17 protein-coding genes are annotated in these 18,357 nt (G+C 39.5%); 14 read left to right on the top strand and 3 right to left on the bottom strand.

All coding sequences use genetic code 11. From position 1 onward, the window contains the following. The first annotated feature begins 69 nt into the window (after positions 1-69). From QZ289_RS04150 to QZ289_RS04110, 9 genes are all read left to right on the top strand, one after another. Complete coding sequence (locus QZ289_RS04150; protein ID WP_295699527.1) at positions 70-744, top strand: DUF5644 domain-containing protein; 675 nt, start codon at positions 70-72, stop codon at positions 742-744. Positions 745-746: 2 nt separating this feature from the next. After that, on the top strand, positions 747-1,580 hold the full coding sequence (locus tag QZ289_RS04145; RefSeq protein WP_295699525.1) for a hypothetical protein: 834 nt from the start codon (positions 747-749) through the stop codon (positions 1,578-1,580). Next, positions 1,580-1,888, top strand: a complete 309-nt coding sequence (locus QZ289_RS04140) for a hypothetical protein (protein ID WP_295699523.1) — start codon at positions 1,580-1,582, stop codon at positions 1,886-1,888. Before QZ289_RS04145 ends, QZ289_RS04140 begins: the two co-directional genes overlap by 1 nt. A gap of 51 nt (positions 1,889-1,939) precedes the next feature. Beyond that, complete coding sequence (locus tag QZ289_RS04135) at positions 1,940-2,761, top strand: TerB family tellurite resistance protein (RefSeq protein WP_295699521.1); 822 nt, start codon at positions 1,940-1,942, stop codon at positions 2,759-2,761. Between the two features lie 114 nt (positions 2,762-2,875). Next, positions 2,876-3,370: a hypothetical protein gene (locus QZ289_RS04130; RefSeq protein ID WP_295699520.1), complete on the top strand. Its 495-nt coding sequence runs from the start codon at positions 2,876-2,878 to the stop codon at positions 3,368-3,370. Between the two features lie 225 nt (positions 3,371-3,595). Then, on the top strand, positions 3,596-5,029 hold the full coding sequence (locus QZ289_RS04125; RefSeq protein WP_295699518.1) for a PhoH family protein: 1,434 nt from the start codon (positions 3,596-3,598) through the stop codon (positions 5,027-5,029). After that, entirely contained in the window at positions 5,013-5,726 is a 714-nt protein-coding gene (locus QZ289_RS04120) for a hypothetical protein (protein ID WP_295699516.1), read from the top strand. The genes QZ289_RS04125 and QZ289_RS04120 overlap by 17 nt, the downstream gene beginning before the upstream one ends. A gap of 29 nt (positions 5,727-5,755) precedes the next feature. Then, positions 5,756-6,004, top strand: coding sequence for an SPOR domain-containing protein (locus QZ289_RS04115; RefSeq protein WP_295699514.1), 249 nt, complete (start codon positions 5,756-5,758; stop codon positions 6,002-6,004). Further along, on the top strand, positions 5,976-6,461 hold the full coding sequence (locus tag QZ289_RS04110) for a C40 family peptidase (RefSeq protein ID WP_295699513.1): 486 nt from the start codon (positions 5,976-5,978) through the stop codon (positions 6,459-6,461). Before QZ289_RS04115 ends, QZ289_RS04110 begins: the two co-directional genes overlap by 29 nt. A gap of 546 nt (positions 6,462-7,007) precedes the next feature. Here the strand turns inward: QZ289_RS04110 and ppa are convergent. Next, positions 7,008-7,526 carry an inorganic diphosphatase gene (ppa, locus tag QZ289_RS04105; RefSeq protein ID WP_295699510.1) on the bottom strand — a complete coding sequence of 173 codons (519 nt, stop codon included), beginning with the start codon at positions 7,524-7,526 and terminating at the stop codon, positions 7,008-7,010. 56 nt (positions 7,527-7,582) lie between these two features. Further along, positions 7,583-9,652 (bottom strand): TonB-dependent siderophore receptor, encoded by a 2,070-nt coding sequence (locus tag QZ289_RS04100; RefSeq protein WP_295699507.1) that lies wholly within the window; start codon positions 9,650-9,652, stop codon positions 7,583-7,585. 158 nt (positions 9,653-9,810) lie between these two features. Here QZ289_RS04100 and QZ289_RS04095 point away from each other — a divergent pair, with 158 nt between their 5' ends. Beyond that, entirely contained in the window at positions 9,811-10,002 is a 192-nt protein-coding gene (locus QZ289_RS04095; protein WP_295699504.1) for a hypothetical protein, read from the top strand. A gap of 285 nt (positions 10,003-10,287) precedes the next feature. Here QZ289_RS04095 and ppsA read toward each other — a convergent pair whose 3' ends face one another. Beyond that, a complete protein-coding gene (ppsA, locus tag QZ289_RS04090) occupies positions 10,288-12,714 on the bottom strand; it encodes a pyruvate, water dikinase (RefSeq protein ID WP_295699502.1) in 2,427 nt (808 codons plus the stop codon). 219 nt (positions 12,715-12,933) lie between these two features. On the opposite strand from ppsA, the gene purL reads away from it, so the two are divergent. The 4 genes from purL to QZ289_RS04070 all read left to right on the top strand — a co-directional run bounded on the left by purL (position 12,934) and on the right by QZ289_RS04070 (position 18,357). Then, positions 12,934-15,174 (top strand): phosphoribosylformylglycinamidine synthase subunit PurL, encoded by a 2,241-nt coding sequence (gene purL, locus QZ289_RS04085; RefSeq protein ID WP_295699500.1) that lies wholly within the window; start codon positions 12,934-12,936, stop codon positions 15,172-15,174. Continuing rightward, entirely contained in the window at positions 15,167-15,691 is a 525-nt protein-coding gene (locus QZ289_RS04080; protein WP_295699498.1) for a hypothetical protein, read from the top strand. Before purL ends, QZ289_RS04080 begins: the two co-directional genes overlap by 8 nt. 163 nt (positions 15,692-15,854) lie before the next feature. Beyond that, the gene (gene typA, locus QZ289_RS04075) at positions 15,855-17,654 is read left to right on the top strand and encodes a translational GTPase TypA (protein WP_295699495.1); all 1,800 of its coding nucleotides are present in this window, start codon (positions 15,855-15,857) and stop codon (positions 17,652-17,654) included. Between the two features lie 79 nt (positions 17,655-17,733). Next, on the top strand, positions 17,734-18,357 hold the full coding sequence (locus QZ289_RS04070) for an NAD(P)H-dependent oxidoreductase (protein ID WP_295699493.1): 624 nt from the start codon (positions 17,734-17,736) through the stop codon (positions 18,355-18,357).

Below are 18,357 nucleotides of genomic sequence, written 5' to 3'. Positions count from 1 at the left end.
TATGCAGATGAAGTATGCTAAGATTCTTTGCAATTTAAGAGGATTAAGCTTAAAGGCAAGGAGTTGTGAATGGATAAAGTAAATATTGAGGTCTTTAGATTTGAAGCAGGAGTAGATTATCTACCATATTACAATAAATGCACTTTTTCCTTCACGCAGGAGCAAACACTTATTGATACGCTGATTTTGCTACAAAATGAACTTGACAATTATGGCTATGATGAAAAATATCTCGCATTACGTATTAATGGTATTGCTATTTTTGAGAATCTTCCTATTATCGAACTTGTGCAGCGATTTGGCAGAGAGTGGCAGATTGAACCTTTAAGTATATATTATGCTACTAAGGATTTATTGCTCAATAAAGAGGCATTATGGAAAAAGTATGAAGGCTTTTTTCAATGGGCTGATTTTTTAAATATAGACGAAAAAAATGAGTTGGGTAAGTATCTTATGCTAAATCTTATCACCCCGATGAGTGATGAACACTATCTGGGCGATGGATTTTTTCTCTATCTTAAATGGCTTATTTCTCGCCACCCTGAAAAGATTAGAGAAATTATGCAATGGCTTATTGAACCTAGGAAAGGTATTTTAAACTTTGTAAGTCTTGCAGATATGGTTTATCCCCGTGCTACTGCACTTGATGAGGAGATGTGGGATTTTATACGTGATGTTGTACTTAGCTATGATTCTAGGCAATGGCAGCTTCTAGCTACGCTAAAGCCACAACGTAAAGGATAAATATGAAGTATATGATATATGATAAATATTACAACACGAATGCTCAAAGCTTAATCTCTAGCACAAAAATGCTTTTTGCATACTTGGACTTAGAGTTACTTTCTGCTGATGTTGTATCTTCTGTTGGTTTGGCTGATTGTGGCGGGTATTGGGCTAGGCTAGTGCAAAAAGATGATTTGTTGCGTAATGTTGCTTATAATTTGGCTTTGGCAAATGCAGCAAATGCTACGCTTGTTTTTTTAGAGGAAGATGCCTATGCGAATGCCTTTTATGCAAAAACACTTATAGAATCTCACACTTCCCTTATGCGCGAAATAGAGACACAATATCTTCATCGTTTTAATCTTCTCTATGATAGTAAGGTGCAGATGAGCTATTTGCCTGATTTGCTTAATAGCCTTGATATAACACCTTTAGTTCAAAAACAATTTCATTCCTACTTGTTTGCAATGATACGAGGGGCATATTATGGGCATTTGCCTAAAAGCACAAATTATAGAATCTACGAGCAAATTGGTTTAAAAGCTGTTGAGTTACCATTTGTCAATCAATATTATGCACATTTATTGGCAAATAATCCGCAAAGCGCATATTATAATACTGGGAAATATTTTTTTGATATAGCGGATTTGGGGGTAGATTTTATACTCTCATATTCTTTGAGTCAATTTGATATGCTAGATTCTCATCGCGCACAGCTTTGTAAAGCTTATAATCGCGATGATATCGCCTTGCCCATTCTCTTTTTACCTCAAGTATTGCTTTTGGCATTTGGAGAAAAAGATAAAAAGAAACTTGGCTTTACACACCATAAACAGAAAGTAGAGATATTTTAATGCGAGCATTTTGGAAAATTATTCTTGCTGCAATTATTGGAGCGACTTGGTATCATTTTGGTGGTGAAGATGCGGCTATGGGATTAGTATTCTTCTTTATTATTTTGGGTGTGCTTTTTATGAAGCCTATTCGGTATCAAGATCCTAAAAGACGCGAAGCATTTATGCAAAAAATTCGAGATAGCAAAGAGCGTAAGCTTGCACTTGAGAGTGAGCGTATGGAGGAAGTAAAGCGGCTTAAAAAAAGCGCAAGGGAGCAAGAAGAGCGTTTGAAAAAAGAGTTTGAAAAGCGTATTAACAAACACTAAAGTAATTTTTGCTACAATCGCACCCAAAATCACAAAAAGGACATATATACAATGGAAATCGTACTCTTACTTATAGCTGGAGTAGTGGTATATTTTCTCTACAATACGTTGCAAGAATATCTTAAAAACCCTCTTCAGCCCAATCAGCAACACTATACAAATCGCACAGATGCTGCACCTATAGATTTTCAAAACCCTTATGAGGAGATGGCTCAAGCGGACAAAGTGAAGTCAAGTGAATTTGGTGTTTTAGCTGCAATCTTGGGATATTTAGTGTGGAGTGATAAAAAGGTATGCTCATTACAAGAGCAACTCCTTGATGAAATGCTCACAGATATGGCAATAGAATCTAAAAACCCTAAATTATCCAAAGATGAGTTGAAGACGATTCTTATGGAACAAGAAAATCCATCCATATCCCTTGAAGAGCTATGTGAAGAATATGTAACACTCACAAAAGGTGAGTATAAAAAACGTCTGAAGGTAGTGGAATTTTTATTTGTTCTGGCATATGCTGATGGTGTTTTGGAAGAGAGTGAGAAAGATTGTATTATTGATATTGCCGCGTTATTTGAGATTGCCAATGAAGATTTTAATGCACTTTTTGAGCAATTTGAACAGGTATATATACAAGAAGTCAGTATGAATGAAAAAGATGCAAAGAATCTTTTTGGCATTACAGAGATTCCTAGCAAAGAGGAACTTGAGACAATCTATCATCGCCTTATTAAAGACGCCAAGCAAAATATTTTTGATAATAAAAATATTAATAAAACATTCCGTGATACTTCGCTCACACGTATTAAAGAGATTGATAAGGCTTATCAAATACTCTTAAATCAAGCATTGAATAGCACTCAAGATTCAAATTAACAAGATACGATTCAGTCGCAGCCCAATATACAAAGAGAAAATAAGGTATTCAAGGGTTGGGATTTTTAGGAATACTATTTGCTTTAAGTCCATTATTATTTATGGAGGTGTCAAGTGGATATTACAAAAATCAATCATAGTGGTGTACAGGGACTGCTTGCTAATATTTATAATGCTCCCAATCAGCCGCAAAATATTCAATCTAAAGAGAGCGAGCAGCACCTCAAAGGTGTGGATAGCATTCATAGTCAAGATAAAAGTATGCACTCTCTCCAATATGCAGATGTTGCAAAACGTATTGAAGACAAATTTTCTCCATCAGCAGAACTTCAAAAAGCACGTGAGATTGGTGGTGAGCTGCAGGGAGGATTCAATGATAAAACATCATTTGAGAATCTTGCCTCTACGTTAAGAAAAAAAGGTTTAATCAGTAGCAATGAACAAGTAGCTATGGAATATTTAAAAAAGAATGCCACAAAGTTAAGCTTTGATGAATTTGATAAAATCGCAGTAAATGATAATCACAGCAAAGAAATGAAAGGATTGATAGATTCAGTGGTTAATACAATGAAGTTTGTCGATAGCGTTAATGGCGGAGGGGTTCTTTAGATTTGCTTTACTCTTGTCCACTTGTTTAGACCGCTAATAGTCTTTTTTTACAAGGAACAAGCAGTGTGTCTTTGGTTCCATTTAGCCTTTTTTGGGATTGAGTTTGGCAGTGCTAAAATATTCATATACTTTTGCACATTAAGACAGAATGAGAAAGCTTCATTACACACTCTTATTTTTTACATAATATGATACAATTTCCCTATATTTATTAAGGGGAGTGATTTGCACGGCAAACATTATCTACTTGACACTTCTATTATTCTTGATGATACACAAAATATCATTTATCTATGGCAGGATTCTCAAAATATGCTTTTTATCTCCGAAGTGGTGATTGAAGAGCTTGATAAGAAAAAGGATTTACAGAATGAAACGGGCTTTTTTGCGCGTGAGTTTTTCCGTTGCATTAATAGTGATAATATTAATACATTAGATTCGCACAATAAGAGCACACATACACAACACACAGCACAGAATCTGGCTCAGCATAATGACTTTGTCCAAACGCTTTATTTCCGCTTTGACCATACGAATATCCCGCTTACGCTCATCTATCGCCCTCAATACAGCCTTACACCACAAGAGCATAGCTATAACGATTCTAAGCTCATAGAGATTGCTAGGGATTATCATTTAGTGCTTTTAACCAATGATATTTCGCTTAAAATCCGCGCACAAACGCAAGGAATTCCTGCGCAATCGCTTTTTCGCGATAGGGTAGAGAATCCTAATGATATTGATTTTTGGGCTTTGTTTGAATGGCATAAAGACAAGCCGCTCACACTTTTAAAAGATGAAAAAAACTTTAGAGAGCTTACACAATGGAGCTTGATACAAGTTAATGAAATGGATAATACCGATAGCGCACTCTATAAAACGGGTAAAAAGACCTTTGGACTAAAGGTAGGCGAGGGCTTTGAAGAACTAAATCTTGATGAGATTCTTAAAAATTATCAGCCCTACATTATGCCTATTAATTTAGAGCAAAAAATGCTCTATGCCCTGCTTACCCACCCGCAAAATAACCTTACCATCGCCACAGGCTCAACAGGCAGTGGCAAAACACTTATTGCACTCCAAGCGGGGATTACTCTAGTCAAAAATAATGTGGTTGATGGTATTATTTATATGAGAAACACGATTACAGCTAATGACAAAGAAGCCGAGCTGGGCTATCGTAAGGGTGATGAAAATCAAAAGCTTGCCTATTTTATGTATCCACTTTATGGTGCGATAAATTTTACTATTGACAAACTCCAAGAGCAGAGCCTTGCTAAACGTATCGAGTATCGTGGTGAGGTCAATGGCATACAAAAGCAGGATGCGACGGAATATTTCCTGCAAAAGCATAAAATAGAAGTGGTTGATATCGCTCACGCGCGAGGCATTAGCATAGGCAATAAATTTGTGATTTTTGATGAAGTGCAAAATGCCTCAAATGCAACTATTAAGCTTATAGGCACACGTATAGGGGAGGGGAGTAAGATTGTGTTTTTAGGGGATTGGGCGCAGATAGACCACCCCTATTTAAGCAAGTTTCGCAATGGGGCTTTAAGCCTTTTAAGCAAGGCGCTAAAAGATGATTTCGTTGCGGGGATTCAATTACGTCAAACCATACGTAGCAATGTGGCAAGTTGGTTTGGGGAACATTTTTAAGATGATGTATAGAATCTGCCTTATGCTGCTTTTTGCTTATGCTGCACTATATGCTGCACGTCCTATGATTACCGATGATGCGCGTGTGGTAGATAGGCATTCGTGTCAGTTAGAAACTTGGGGCATATATGATGGAAAAATTGGTGAATACTATGTCATACCCGGTTGTAATCTCTTCTTAGATATTGAAATCAGTATGGGTGCAATGATGAGTAATCTACCTGCTAATCAAGCAAAAGAGTCATTTAGGGCACAGCAGTTCATATTTAGCGCAAAGAGAGTATTTAGTGACTTAGAAACGCAAGGTTATAGCTATGGCATAGCCTTGGGCAATGCGTATAATTTTTTATATTCAAAATATAGCAATGATTATTATCTCTATATACCCGCAAGTATGGTATTTTTTGACAATAAGCTTCTTTTGCATTCTAATCTTGGCTACAAGCTTCAGCGTAGAAACGATGAACCGCATATTTTTTATGCTGGGTTGGGCTTAGAGCAGCAGATTACACAGCGACTATGGCTTTTGGGAGAAGCCCTTTATGAGCGATTTGAGAAAACAAAATTTCAAGTGGGTGTGCGGATATGGCTCTTGCAAGATAAAATCCAGCTTGATAGCACTTATGGCAATGCCTTTAGCGGTGGAGGAAGTTGGGTATCTGTGGGCTTAAGATTCTTGAGTCCTGAATTTTTTTGAGATATTTTAAAAGCATTGAGGAATATAGAGTGAGAATTATATATTGGTGTTTATTTGGAATCTTTCTGTTTTCGGGCTGCGCTCATCTCAATACGCAAAAGTCTCTTGGGTATAGTGTGCAAGTAGGGAGCTTTAGTAATATAGAAAATGCAGGGAAGTTTGTTGATACACTTAATAGCAAGGGGCTTGATGCGTTTTTGTTTAAAGAATCAGATACGTATAAAGTGCGTTTTGGGAATTATCAAAGCTATGAAATTAAAAGTACAGAAACACTATAAAAATGGGCTTATTGGAGCATATTTCATCATCTCGCCACAGAAATATGCTATCAATAAAAAAAGCTCATCAAAGCAAAAAGCAAGTGATGTGAGGGAGGATATTGTCAAAAGCGCACATCAATATATGGGTGTGCCATACAAATGGGGTGGCACAACAGAATCTGGCTTTGACTGCAGTGGGCTAACCCGCGCGGTTTATCTCCTTAATGGTATTTCACTCCCTCGTGCGTCCTATGAGCAATATAATGAGGGGGATTCTGTGAGCAAAGCTAAGCTGCAGAAAGGGGATTTGGTATTTTTCATTACGGATAAGGGTAAGAAAATTAATCACGTAGGTATTTATATTGGCAATAATGAGTTTATCCACGCACCAAGTAGGGGTAAGGTAGTGAGCAAGGCACGGCTAGATTCTAGCTATTGGGGCAAGGCATACAGAGGGGCAAGAAGCTATCTGTAGGTTTTTGCTCATTGTATATATGCTGCTATGATAAGTGGCAAAACACAAGGAGCAAAAATGAAGATGCTCCACTATTTTTACACACTTAAACTACATATCAAGATTCACAAGACTATAATGAAGTGGAGAGTATAAAGTCTCTGTTAAACACGCTTATATCGGCTCAAATGGTAGCCTATATCAATTCCAAATATTTTTTGAGTTACTAAAAAGGTGTTTAACGATGCTAGAGAAGCTAAAAGAGCATTATATGCCTATCCATACGCCTTTTCAAGCATAAGCATTATGGAGGCATATATTGCTAAAAATCTGCTTTTTCTCCAGTATGAGAAGTGTCGTATTTGAGAAAAATCTTGTGCCAAGCGATGCAAAGATTCTTAAAAGAGTGGCACCCTACCGGGAGTAGATTATCCTAATAGCCCCTTGGGCAGATAATCCTGTATATTTTGGTAGGAAATATTAGATTTATTCAGTAGAGTAAATGCTAAAAGGTGGGTTTTGTAAAATTATAAGTTTATGCGGTGTATCTAGCACAACTGCATCAACTCATTTATACGCTTTAATGGCTTTTTCTAAAATGGCAGTGGCAGCGGCCACGTCTTTATATTCTTTGACTTTTACCCACTTGTTTGGTTCTAGGGTTTTGTATGTCTCAAAGAAATTTTTGATTCTATCCAATGTAATTTGCGGCAGGTCTGCTAGGGATTGAACCTTATCAAATGAGGGGTCGATTTTAGAGACAGGCACGGCGATGAGCTTTTCATCCATTCCGCTTTCATCTTCCATTACTAGCACACCAATGAGTCGAGTGGCAATCATACTTCCCGCTTGTAATGGATAAGTATTGAGCACGAGAATGTCTGCTGGGTCGCCATCATCAGCAAGTGTGTTTGGCACGAAGCCATAGTTTGCAGGATAAAATATCGCGCCATACATCACTCTATCTACGACAACCAAGCCGCTTTCCTTATCAACTTCATATTTAATATTTGAACCATAAGGAATTTCAATAATCGCATTGACTTTATTAGGGTTTTCACCCGCAGATATTTTATTTAAATCCATTGTATGCTCCTTTGTGTATTGGATAAAGCCGATTATATCAAAAGTTTCTTGCTTTCTTAAAAGAAAAATGCGATTTGTGCCTTGACATTAAAGCCCGGCTCATAAAGTGCTGTGCCACTACCTCGTGCAAATAGCTCTTTAAGTGGGCTATATGGATTTGCATACGTTTTGTTTGTGATATTTAAAAATGCTAGATGCAGACTAAGATAAGACTTTACATCATAAGTGAGATAAATATTATGCACATCATAGCCCTTTTTGCTTACAGATTCTAAGGTATCATAATACAAATTATAGCCTTGATAGCTCATAGATTCTACAAAACGTCCAAGATAGAGCATTTGAAATTGCGGTAAGGCACTAAAAGGACGCAAACCTACGCTTAAATAATAGCTTTGTCCGCTCAATGCGCCAAGTTCAAAGGTGTCGGTGATAAAATGATTTTTATATGTGGGGAAATGCTGTGCGATACCGATATGCGCATCTATAAAATCAAAGTCTAGCCCTACATTTGCCTCATATCCTACAAATTGTATGCCATTTGCCATATTTTGCCTATACATATCCTCGTGGTTATGGTCATCTGCGTTACTGTTATGATTATGCTCCTCTCCTGCATTTGTGTAGCTATTGATAAAGTTTTTTAAATATTGATAATACACACCTATATAGGCACTAAAAACACTATTGTCATAATCTATGTCTAATTCCGCATTATACATACCCTCCGGACGTAAGGAGCGGATATAAGCGTGAGAATTGCTAAGTAGTGAGGCATCAAGTGGTATAGCCCCGCGTGTGTTATAATTTGCAGTAAGCTTGAAGCTTAAATCATCGATGGGTACATAAAGCAAGGAAGCATAGGGACTAAATCCTTGCGTATAATGCGTGGCATTAAATTTATCGCGGTATGTAAAGTAGTCATATCGTGAGCCTAAATCAAAGCTAAGGCTATCAAGTAGATTGAAACTCGCGCCTAGGTATCCTCCATATATCGCGCCTAATTCATGTCCTAGATTCCCGTGTGCGAGGCTATGAGCGTCAAGGTCATAAGCCTTTGTAGCGATGAGTTGGTAATTAAGTCCATATTTAAACAAATGCCCTGAAGCGCCAAAGTAATGTTTGAAACCTAAATCACTCCCAAGATTCATAAGACTTAAGTCCATAGCTCCTTCTGGGTCGTGTGTGGTTGTAATATCGCTATGATTTACATCTGTGGGGGAGAGTTTAAGAGATTTGTGTGAGAAATAGTTATTCCACGATAACATAAAGCTATCATTTGCACTATAATCATAGCGCAATGCTGCATTGTGGGCGTTGAGAGTATTATTAAAAAGCTCTGGTGTTGTGCTAGTGATGACATTTGCGGCATAGGGTGCGACTGAAGTGATGTGATTAAAGTGATAATGCACGTTTATGCTGTGATTTTTTGCAGGGAGAAAGGTAAGCGTGAAACTTGCGTTCTGTGTTTGGGTTTTAGAGGAGAGGACTTTATCACCATTGCCATCGCGGTAATAAGGTATGTTATCAAAGCTATAGGCAGCGAGTAGCCCGAGATTCTTTGAGAATTTACCATAGGCAGCAAGGGAGGTATTCACGCCTTTATTGCTTTGTCCGCTGAGTACGAAATGCGCCCCATAATCGCGATTCTGCAGTATGTCAAAGGCATTTTTGGTAGTGATATTAATCCCACCGGCTAATGCCCCTGCGCCATCCTCTGCCTTAGCAAGTCCTTTTTCTATCTCAATATCTTTTATCAAAAATGAGTCAAGCACTAAGTTGCCTTGATGGTGGAAGAGATTCCCTGATTGTGTGATACCATTAAGGCGGACGCGATACATTCTATCCTCAAAACCGCGTATGTAGAGCTTTTGCGCGATTTGTGTGCTTCCTCCAACTTGAATCTCGGCATTTTTGTTGAAAATCTCACGCAAATTTTGTGCTTGAGTATTAGCGATGAAAGCATCATCTATGATACTTATGTTGGCATTACTTATAGGGTGAGCCACAGAGACAAGAGGAGAGAGCTTCGCACTGGAAACTTCCTCTCCAAAAAGTCCGCTAACTCCTAAAAGCAAATATGTAGTGCAAAGAGATATGTTTGGAAATATAGGAGAACGTATCATTGCAAAAACCTTTATGCAAAAAATAAAGTTTGAAGTGTATCACATTTTATAAAATGTAGCAATACACTTTCTAAAATGTGATGAAATTTGATAATTCATAATATTATTTTGCTAGAATCAGCATAAAACAAAGCCATTTCTTAAGGGAGGAGTTCGATATGGAATGTCCTTATTGTAAACATACGCTGTCTCATAGCGAAGTTGTGAGCTTACTCAAAAGTTTAGATAAAACAAAAAAGGATTGTGAAGTATGCCACAAGCCTTTTATTGGGAGCAAAAGTGCGAAGACTTGCTCGAGTGCATGCCGCTCAAAAGCATATAGAATCCGCAAGGCAGCGCAGATTCACTAACATATTAAGCTACTCTATTGTAGCTAATATCGCCCGTAGTCTTATATTTCTTTGTTTATATATTTGGTTTCTGCTTACAGATTTTATATCCCCCTCTGTTTCAAGGATGCCCCCCTTTTTTTAAAGGGGGAACTATATAAAGAACTTTCTTTGCCTATGAGGGAGGGAAGGCATATCTTTCAAACGGGGTGGGCAAATGCAGGAATAAAGTATCCTTGTAAGGTATAAATACTTGAAAGATTTAAAAATATAATGAGAAGATAGAGGCTTAAAAGCCTCTAGAAGTTATTTTAGCGTTTTTTCTACCTCTACGACTTTTTGCCAAGTGGCGATTACCGAATCGGGATTAAGAGAAATAGAGCTAATGCCCTCTTTCACTAAAAATTCAGTTACTTCTGGATAATCGCTTGGGGCTTGTCCGCATATACCGCAATATTTATTAAGGCGCTTACAAGCTTCAATGGCTTTCTTAAACATTACAAACATAGCAGGATTACGTTCATCAAAGACGTGGCTTACAAGCTGTCCATCTCTATCTACACCCAAAGTAAGCTGTGTCAAGTCGTTTGAGCCAATGGAGAATCCATCAAACATACTCAAAAACTCATCGGCTAAAATCACATTTACAGGCAATTCACACATCACATAAATTTCTAAACCATTTTTACCACCCTCCAAGCCATTGCGGCGCATAATCTCAAGCACCTTTTTACCTTCCTCAGGTGTGCGTAGGAATGGAATCATCACTTTCATATTGGTAAGCCCCATCTCATCGCGCACCATTGCTAAAGCCTGACATTCCCACTCAAATGCCGTGCGATACTGTTCGGAATAATACCTGCTCGCACCTCGATAGCCTAGCATAGGATTTTCCTCATGTGACTCATATCCTGTGCCGCCTAGCATTCCGCGATATTCATTTGATTTAAAATCGCTCGTGCGGACAATCACGGGATTAGGATAGAAAGCAGAGCAAATCATACCAATACCTTCAGCGATTTTTTTAGTAAAAAAGTCTTTAGGGTTTTCATAACCGGACATAATCTTCTCAATCTCTGCGCGTTCTTTTAGTCCCTTTGCATTACCATTTTGAATATCAAGCAAGGCAAGGGGGTGAGCTTTGATTTGATTGAGCACGATAAGCTCCATACGCGCTAAACCCACTCCGTGACTGGGAATCTGTGAGAAACTAAAGGCTTTTTCGGGATTTCCCACATTCATATAGATTTTTGTTTTAGGATTCCCTAGATTGCTTAATTCAATGCTTTCAATCTCATATTCGTGGATTCCATCATAGATATAGCCTTCCTCGCCTTCGGCACAAGAGACGGTTACTTCCATACCACTATAAAGTCTATCTGTCGCACCAATAGCCCCGACAATAGCAGGGACGCCGATTTCCCTAGCGACAATTGCTGCGTGGCAGGTGCGTCCGCCACGATTAGTAATTACCGCTGCTGCTTTTTTCATCGCGGGTTCCCAATCTGGGTCAGTATTATCCGTTACGAGAATCTCCCCTTCCTTAAAGCTATCCATATGCTCTATATCATTAATAATCCGCACCTTGCCCGAACCTATCTTTCCACCGATAGCTTTGCCTGTAAGGATTATTTCTTTTTTGATTTCAGGATTCACAAATTTAAATTTTTCAAGCCTTTGCCCATCACCTTTTTTGTTTTTTTGGCTTTGCACGGTTTCAGGACGAGCTTGGACGATGTAAATCTCCCCGCTATCACCATCTTTTGCCCATTCCATATCCATAGGGCGATACTCTCCGGCTTCTTTAGTGTAGTGTTCCTCGATTTTTATCGCGTAACGCGCAAGAGTAAGAATATCTGCATCAGTGATAGAAAAACTTTTCATCTCACGTTGCGTGGTTTTGATATTTTTTGTAGGGTGTTCGCTTCCGCGTGGGGCATATACCATTTTTTGATGTTTATACCCTAGCTGTCGCTTGATAATAGGACGTTTGCCCTCTTTGAGAGTAGGTTTAAATACATAAAATTCATCTGGATTCACCGTCCCTCCTACGACATTTTCCCCAAGTCCCCAGCTTGAAGTAATGAATACCGCGTCTTTAAAACCTGTTTCTGTATCGATACTAAACATCACTCCCGCGCTACCCTTATCTGCGCGCACCATCTTCTGTACTCCCACGGAAAGTGCGACCTTAAAGTGGTCAAATCCTCTTGAAGCACGATAGCTCACGGCTCTATCGGTAAAGAGTGAGGCAAGGCAGGATTTTACATAATGGATTAACTCCGTTTTGCCCTTAATGCTTAAGTATGTATCTTGCTGTCCGGCAAAACTTGCATCGGGTAAATCCTCTGCAGTAGCGGAACTCCGCACAGCCACATCGGCATCTTTCATACCATATTCCGCACTAAGTATTTCATAGGCTTTAAAAATCTCTTCACGCAAATCTGCGGGGAATGGTGTCCCAAAGATGAGTTCGCGGATTTTTTTTGATCGGGTTTTAAGCACATCGATTTCGGTTACATCAACGCCATCAAGTAACTCTACGATTTTCTCTCTAATGCCGCCAGAATCAAGCAAATACCAATACGCATCGCTTGTGATTGCAAATCCATTGGGGACTTTAATCCCTTCACTTACAAGCTCTTGAAACATCTCGCCAATACTTGCATTTTTACCACCGACAATAGGCACATCTTTATTGTTGAGTTCCTTGAAAAACTTGATATATTTCATATCCGCGCTTTCTCCTCATTTTATAGTTGTATTAAAGCGCACATTGTAGTTAATCAAAGTTTATCGCAAACTTAAAATAATAAACTTCGTTGCTTCTTTTTGTGTAAAGCAAAAAAAAGGGTAACTTGTGATAGAATCCGCGTTTTCCCAAACCTGCTTTATTTCAAAATTTCAAAGCAGTAATTAAATTAAAAGTCAAATCAGTAAAAAGAGGTAATAATGGCGGTAGATATTACACATATTCTTGGTGAAATCAAAGATATTGATGAAGCACTTAAAGCACACAAGCTCACACAGAGTGATTATGAAGCGATTGTGAAAATTCTTAAACGCCCTCCTAATCTCATTGAATTGGGTATTTTTTCGGCGATGTGGAGTGAGCATTGCAGCTATAAATCAAGCAAGAAATATTTGCAAGGATTCCCTACATCTGCGCCTTGGGTGGTACAAGGACCGGGGGAAAATGCCGGTATAATAGATATAGGTAATAACCTCTGTGCCGTGTTTAAGATAGAATCTCACAATCACCCAAGCTTTATCGAGCCTCACGCGGGGGCAGCTACGGGAGTAGGGGGCATAATGCGCGATATTTTCACTATGGGCGCGCGTCCTGTGGCTTCTCTAAACTCCATACGATTTGGCGATATTAATGACAATGGCGCACTAGGGCGCAAACATCGTTATTTACTGCGTGGCGTGGTAGAAGGCATAGGTAGCTATGGGAATTGTATGGGTGTGCCTACTATCGGTGGGGAGATGAGCTTTGAATCTTGCTATAATGGCAATATTTTGGTTAATGCCTTTTGTTTAGGCTTGGCAAAGAAAAATGAGATTTTCTACGGACGAGCAGAGGGTGTGGGGAATCCTGTCATTTATGTAGGGAGTAAAACCGGCAGAGATGGGCTAGGCGGCGCAGTGATGAGCTCTAATAGCTTTAGCTCTCAAGCAAAGGCTATGCGTTCAGCCGTGCAGGTGGGAGACCCATTTGCAGAAAAGCTTTTGCTTGAAGCGTGTTTGGAGCTTTTTAAACAGGATTTAATCGTGGGGATTCAGGATATGGGCGCAGCGGGGCTTACAAGCTCTAGCTTTGAAATGGCAGGACGTAGCAGAAGCGGTATGATACTTCATCTTGATAAAGTGCCTATGCGTGAAGCAGGTATGAATCCTTATGAGTTAATGCTGAGTGAATCCCAAGAGAGAATGCTCATCTGTGCGAAAAAAGGCTGTGAGGAGCGAGTGCTGAGCATATTTGAAAAATGGGAGATTGACGCGGCGATTATTGGAGAGGTTACAAAAAGTGGCATTATGGAATTATTTTGGGAGGGGGAGAAATGTGCGGAGATTCCTATCGCTGAGCTAAACGAGAATATGCCTGTGCTTGATATGCCTGTGAGGGCAAAGCCACCTCAAACACACAAGGCAAATCACCTTGAGACACATTTAAATACACAAGAGATTTTCCTTATGTTGCTTGGCAGTGTGGAAATCGCTAATAAAAAATGGGTATATAGCCAATATGATAGCAGTGTGCAGAGTAATACTATTACTTCCGCAGGAAGTGGCGATGCGAGTATGATACGCATCAAGAATAGCAAAGTAGGCATAAGTATGAGTGTGGATTGCAATATGCGATATTGTTATCTTAATCCAAAAAACGGCGCGAAAATCGCCGTGGCTACCTCTGGACGCAATTCTATTGTTAATGGTGCAAAACCTTTAGCAATCAGCGATTGCCTTAACTTTGGCTCACCGCAGAATCCTGAAGTGATGTGGGCGTTTAAAGAAGTATGTGAGGGCATTAAAGAAGCGTGTAAGGCACTTAATACCCCTGTGGTAAGCGGTAATGTGTCTTTATATAATCAAAGCGATGGCATAGATATTTATCCTACGCCAAGCATTGTGAGTGTGGGGCTAATAGATGATGTCTCGAGGGTAATCCCCTCATCTTTTCAAGCACAAGGTAATGTGATCGTGCTACTAGGGGAGGCAAAAGCGGAATTTGGAGGCTCTTTGGCACAAAAGCTTTGTGAGGGGCGCATTTATGGCTGTATCCCAAGCATTGATTTAGATAAGGAATCAGCATTGTGGAATCTTATGTTAGAGGCGGTGAGTTTGGAGATTCTCAAAGCGGCAAAAGATATAGGTGAGGGGGGCTTAGCCATTACTTTAGCGCAAATGGCATTAGGCAATGGAGAGCATAGGCCTATGGGCTGTAATGTGCATACGAGTTTGCCATCACAAGTGCTTTTTGCACCATCTCAAAGCTGTATTATCGTGGAAATTGCAGTTGAGAATCTCGCTCTGCTTACACAAATGGCAAAGAAGCATAAAATACCTCTACACGAGATTGGCTGCGTTGGCGGAGACCATTTCTGCTGTGATGAGATAAACCTCTCTTTACAAGAAATCAGTGAGTTATACTTCACAAGCTTTGAAGCAATGATTAATCAAGATGTATAGAATCCTAAGCCGCCTGTGCATTTGTGGCTTTATGTGGAGCTTGGGTTGTGCTATGTGCTATGCAGGAGGTAATGCTGTGGTCAATGAGCCTCCTAATCCTTTTAGATTTCCTAAAGATGGTAGCTACTATTTAGAGCAAGATGCTCCCATACTGCGCGATTATGTCGAGGTGGTACGGAAGCAATCTTTAGAAAAAAACTATCCCTTTTATTCCTCACGTCCCATTATTGAATATAGCGTGTATCGCGGTTTGAAACAGGTAGATAAAGAAACTATGCGGGAGTGGATAGTGCTTATAAGGGCGTATATAGCTGAATTTATTAAGTATAGCCATTTGGGCGGTGTAGGCATAGGGGCAAAAATGAATCTAGATGACAAAATGAGCTTTTATCTCAATTTTGATGGGCGGTATTTGACAGATATAGAATCTTTTGGTATAGGGAAGGAAATCTTTGCTTATTGTGTATTGCCGCGATTTGACAAGTGCATTATGCTAGGCATTGGGGAGGAGTGGTAGCTTTGCTTATTGGAGATTAATGCTTTATGTTTCAAATCACTTGAATGAGAGAGTTTTATATTCAGTGTAGATTTGATTTAAGTGAAATGTGCCTATTTATTGTTGGAGACATATTTTTTGCTATAATCCCGCTTTTAATCTCCATTTTGAAAGTAGAAATCCTATGCAAAACATACGAAATATCGCAGTTATAGCCCACGTAGATCATGGCAAAACAACGCTTGTAGATGGTTTACTCACGCAATCAGGTACTTTTAGCGAGAGGGAGCAAATTGATGAGCGTGTAATGGATAGCAATGATTTAGAAAAAGAGCGAGGTATTACGATACTCTCTAAAAATACCGCTATCAACTACAAAGGCACAAAAATCAATATCATAGACACGCCCGGACACGCGGACTTTGGCGGAGAGGTCGAGCGGGTGCTAAAAATGGTCGATGGTGTGCTATTGCTTGTAGATGCGCAAGAGGGCGTAATGCCGCAGACAAAATTTGTCGTCAAAAAGGCTCTAAGCTTTGGAATCCGCCCCATTGTCGTAGTAAATAAGATTGACAAACCTGCTGCCGAGCCAGATAGGGTAGTAGATGAAGTCTTTGATTTATTTGTAGCAATGGAAGCGAGTGATTTTCAGCTTGATTTTCCCGTGATTTACGCTGCTGCACGAGATGGCTATGCGATAAAAGATTTAAATGATGAAAAGAAAGATTTGCAGCCGCTTTTTGAGGCGATTTTAGAATATGTCCCTGCGCCTAGCGGCAATAGTGAAAGTCCGCTGCAAATGCAGATTTTCACACTTGATTATGATAACTATGTGGGCAAAATTGGCATTGCGAGGGTGTTTAATGGACGTGTAAAAAAGAATGAAAATGTAATGCTTGCAAAAAGTGATGGCGAGAAAGAGACAGGGCGCATTACCAAGCTCATAGGATTCTTAGGCTTAGCGCGCACAGAGATAGAATCTGCACAGGCTGGGGACATTGTGGCGATTGCGGGATTCAATGCCATTGATGTGGGGGATTCTATTGTTGATCCTAGTAATCCTATGCCCCTTGATCCTATGCACCTTGAAGAGCCAACAATGAGTGTATATTTTGCGGTTAATGATAGCCCATTAGCCGGGCTAGAGGGTAAGCACGTAACGGCAAATAAGCTCAAAGATAGACTACTTAAGGAAATGCAAACTAATATCGCTATGCGTTGCGAGGAGATGGGGGAAGGGAAATTCCGCGTGAGTGGGCGCGGGGAGCTACAAATCACTATTTTGGCGGAGAATTTGCGACGTGAGGGCTTTGAGTTTAGTATCTCGCGCCCTGAAGTAATTATCAAAGATATTGATGGCGTGAAATGTGAACCTTTCGAGCATTTAGTCATTGATACGCCGCAAGACTTTAGCGGGGCAATTATTGAGCGGTTAGGGCGCAGAAAGGCAGAGATGAAAGCGATGAATCCTATGAATGATGGCTATACAAGGCTTGAATTTGAGATTCCCGCGCGTGGGCTGATTGGTTATCGTAGCGAGTTTTTAACAGATACAAAGGGTGAGGGTGTGATGAATCATAGCTTTTTAGATTTCCGCGCTTTTAGTGGCAATGTAGAATCTCGTAAGAATGGTGCGCTTGTAAGTATGGAAAATGGCGAAGCGACAGGATTTTCACTTTTTAATATCCAAGAGCGAGGAGTGCTTTTCATCACGCCGCAAACCAAAGTTTATGTGGGAATGGTTATCGGGGAGCATAGCAGGGATAATGATTTAGATGTTAATCCCATTAAGGCAAAACATCTCACAAATATGCGCAGCAGCGGGGCTGATGAGGCGATTAAGCTTGTGCCACCGCGAGATTTAACGTTAGAGAGGGCACTAGAATGGATAGAAGATGATGAGATTTTAGAAGTAACGCCCCAAAATATTCGAATTCGCAAGAAAATTTTAGAACCAAATATGAGGAAAAGATCAAAAAAATAAATCAAAAAGTCGATATTCCTTTTTCAAGGAGTAGCTCTCCTTGAAACATATTTCTTTCAAAAGAACAAGGGAGCATATTATGAATCATTTTTTAGAATCTATTTATTTTCGCCACGCGTGTAAACTTTTTGATGACAAAAAGAAAATTCCTCAAGAACAATTTGATGAGATATTAGAAGTAGGGCGAATGGCTCCTAGCTCCTTTGGTATGGAGCCTACAAGGCTTATTGTAGTGCGTAGTGAAGCGGCAAAAGAGGCGTTGCGTCCTTTGTGTTGGGACCAGCCACAAATCACTACTGCGAGTGAAGTAGTGGTATTTAAGAGTTTGCAAAATGATTTAGTGCCGCCAAGTGAATACGCTAAACAAAATGCTTTAAGGCGTAAGATAGATTTGAGTAAGTACGAGACTTTTTCTAAGCGATTGGGAGACTATCTCAAATCTCGTGGGTTTGTCGATGAGAAAATTGCGTATTGGAGTGCATTGCAGGCTTATATTACAGCTACTTATATGGTAGCGTATGCCAGTTATCTTAATATCGATACTTGCTATATTGAGGGTTTTGAGAAAAATAAGGTTGAAGAGCTTTATGGTTTGGATACCTTTAAAGAACAAGTAAGTCTTATAGTGTGCTTTGGATATAGAGGAAAAGAACAGCAGCAACGTTTTCGAATCGGAATAGATGAGTTTGTGCAATATAAGTAA

Origin of the sequence: uncultured Helicobacter sp., from assembly GCF_910577135.1 — a bacterium.
Classification (GTDB): domain Bacteria; phylum Campylobacterota; class Campylobacteria; order Campylobacterales; family Helicobacteraceae; genus Helicobacter_C; species Helicobacter_C mastomyrinus.
The sequence above is the reverse complement of the archived record's forward strand: the minus strand, read 5'-3'. Positions and strand labels throughout refer to the sequence as shown.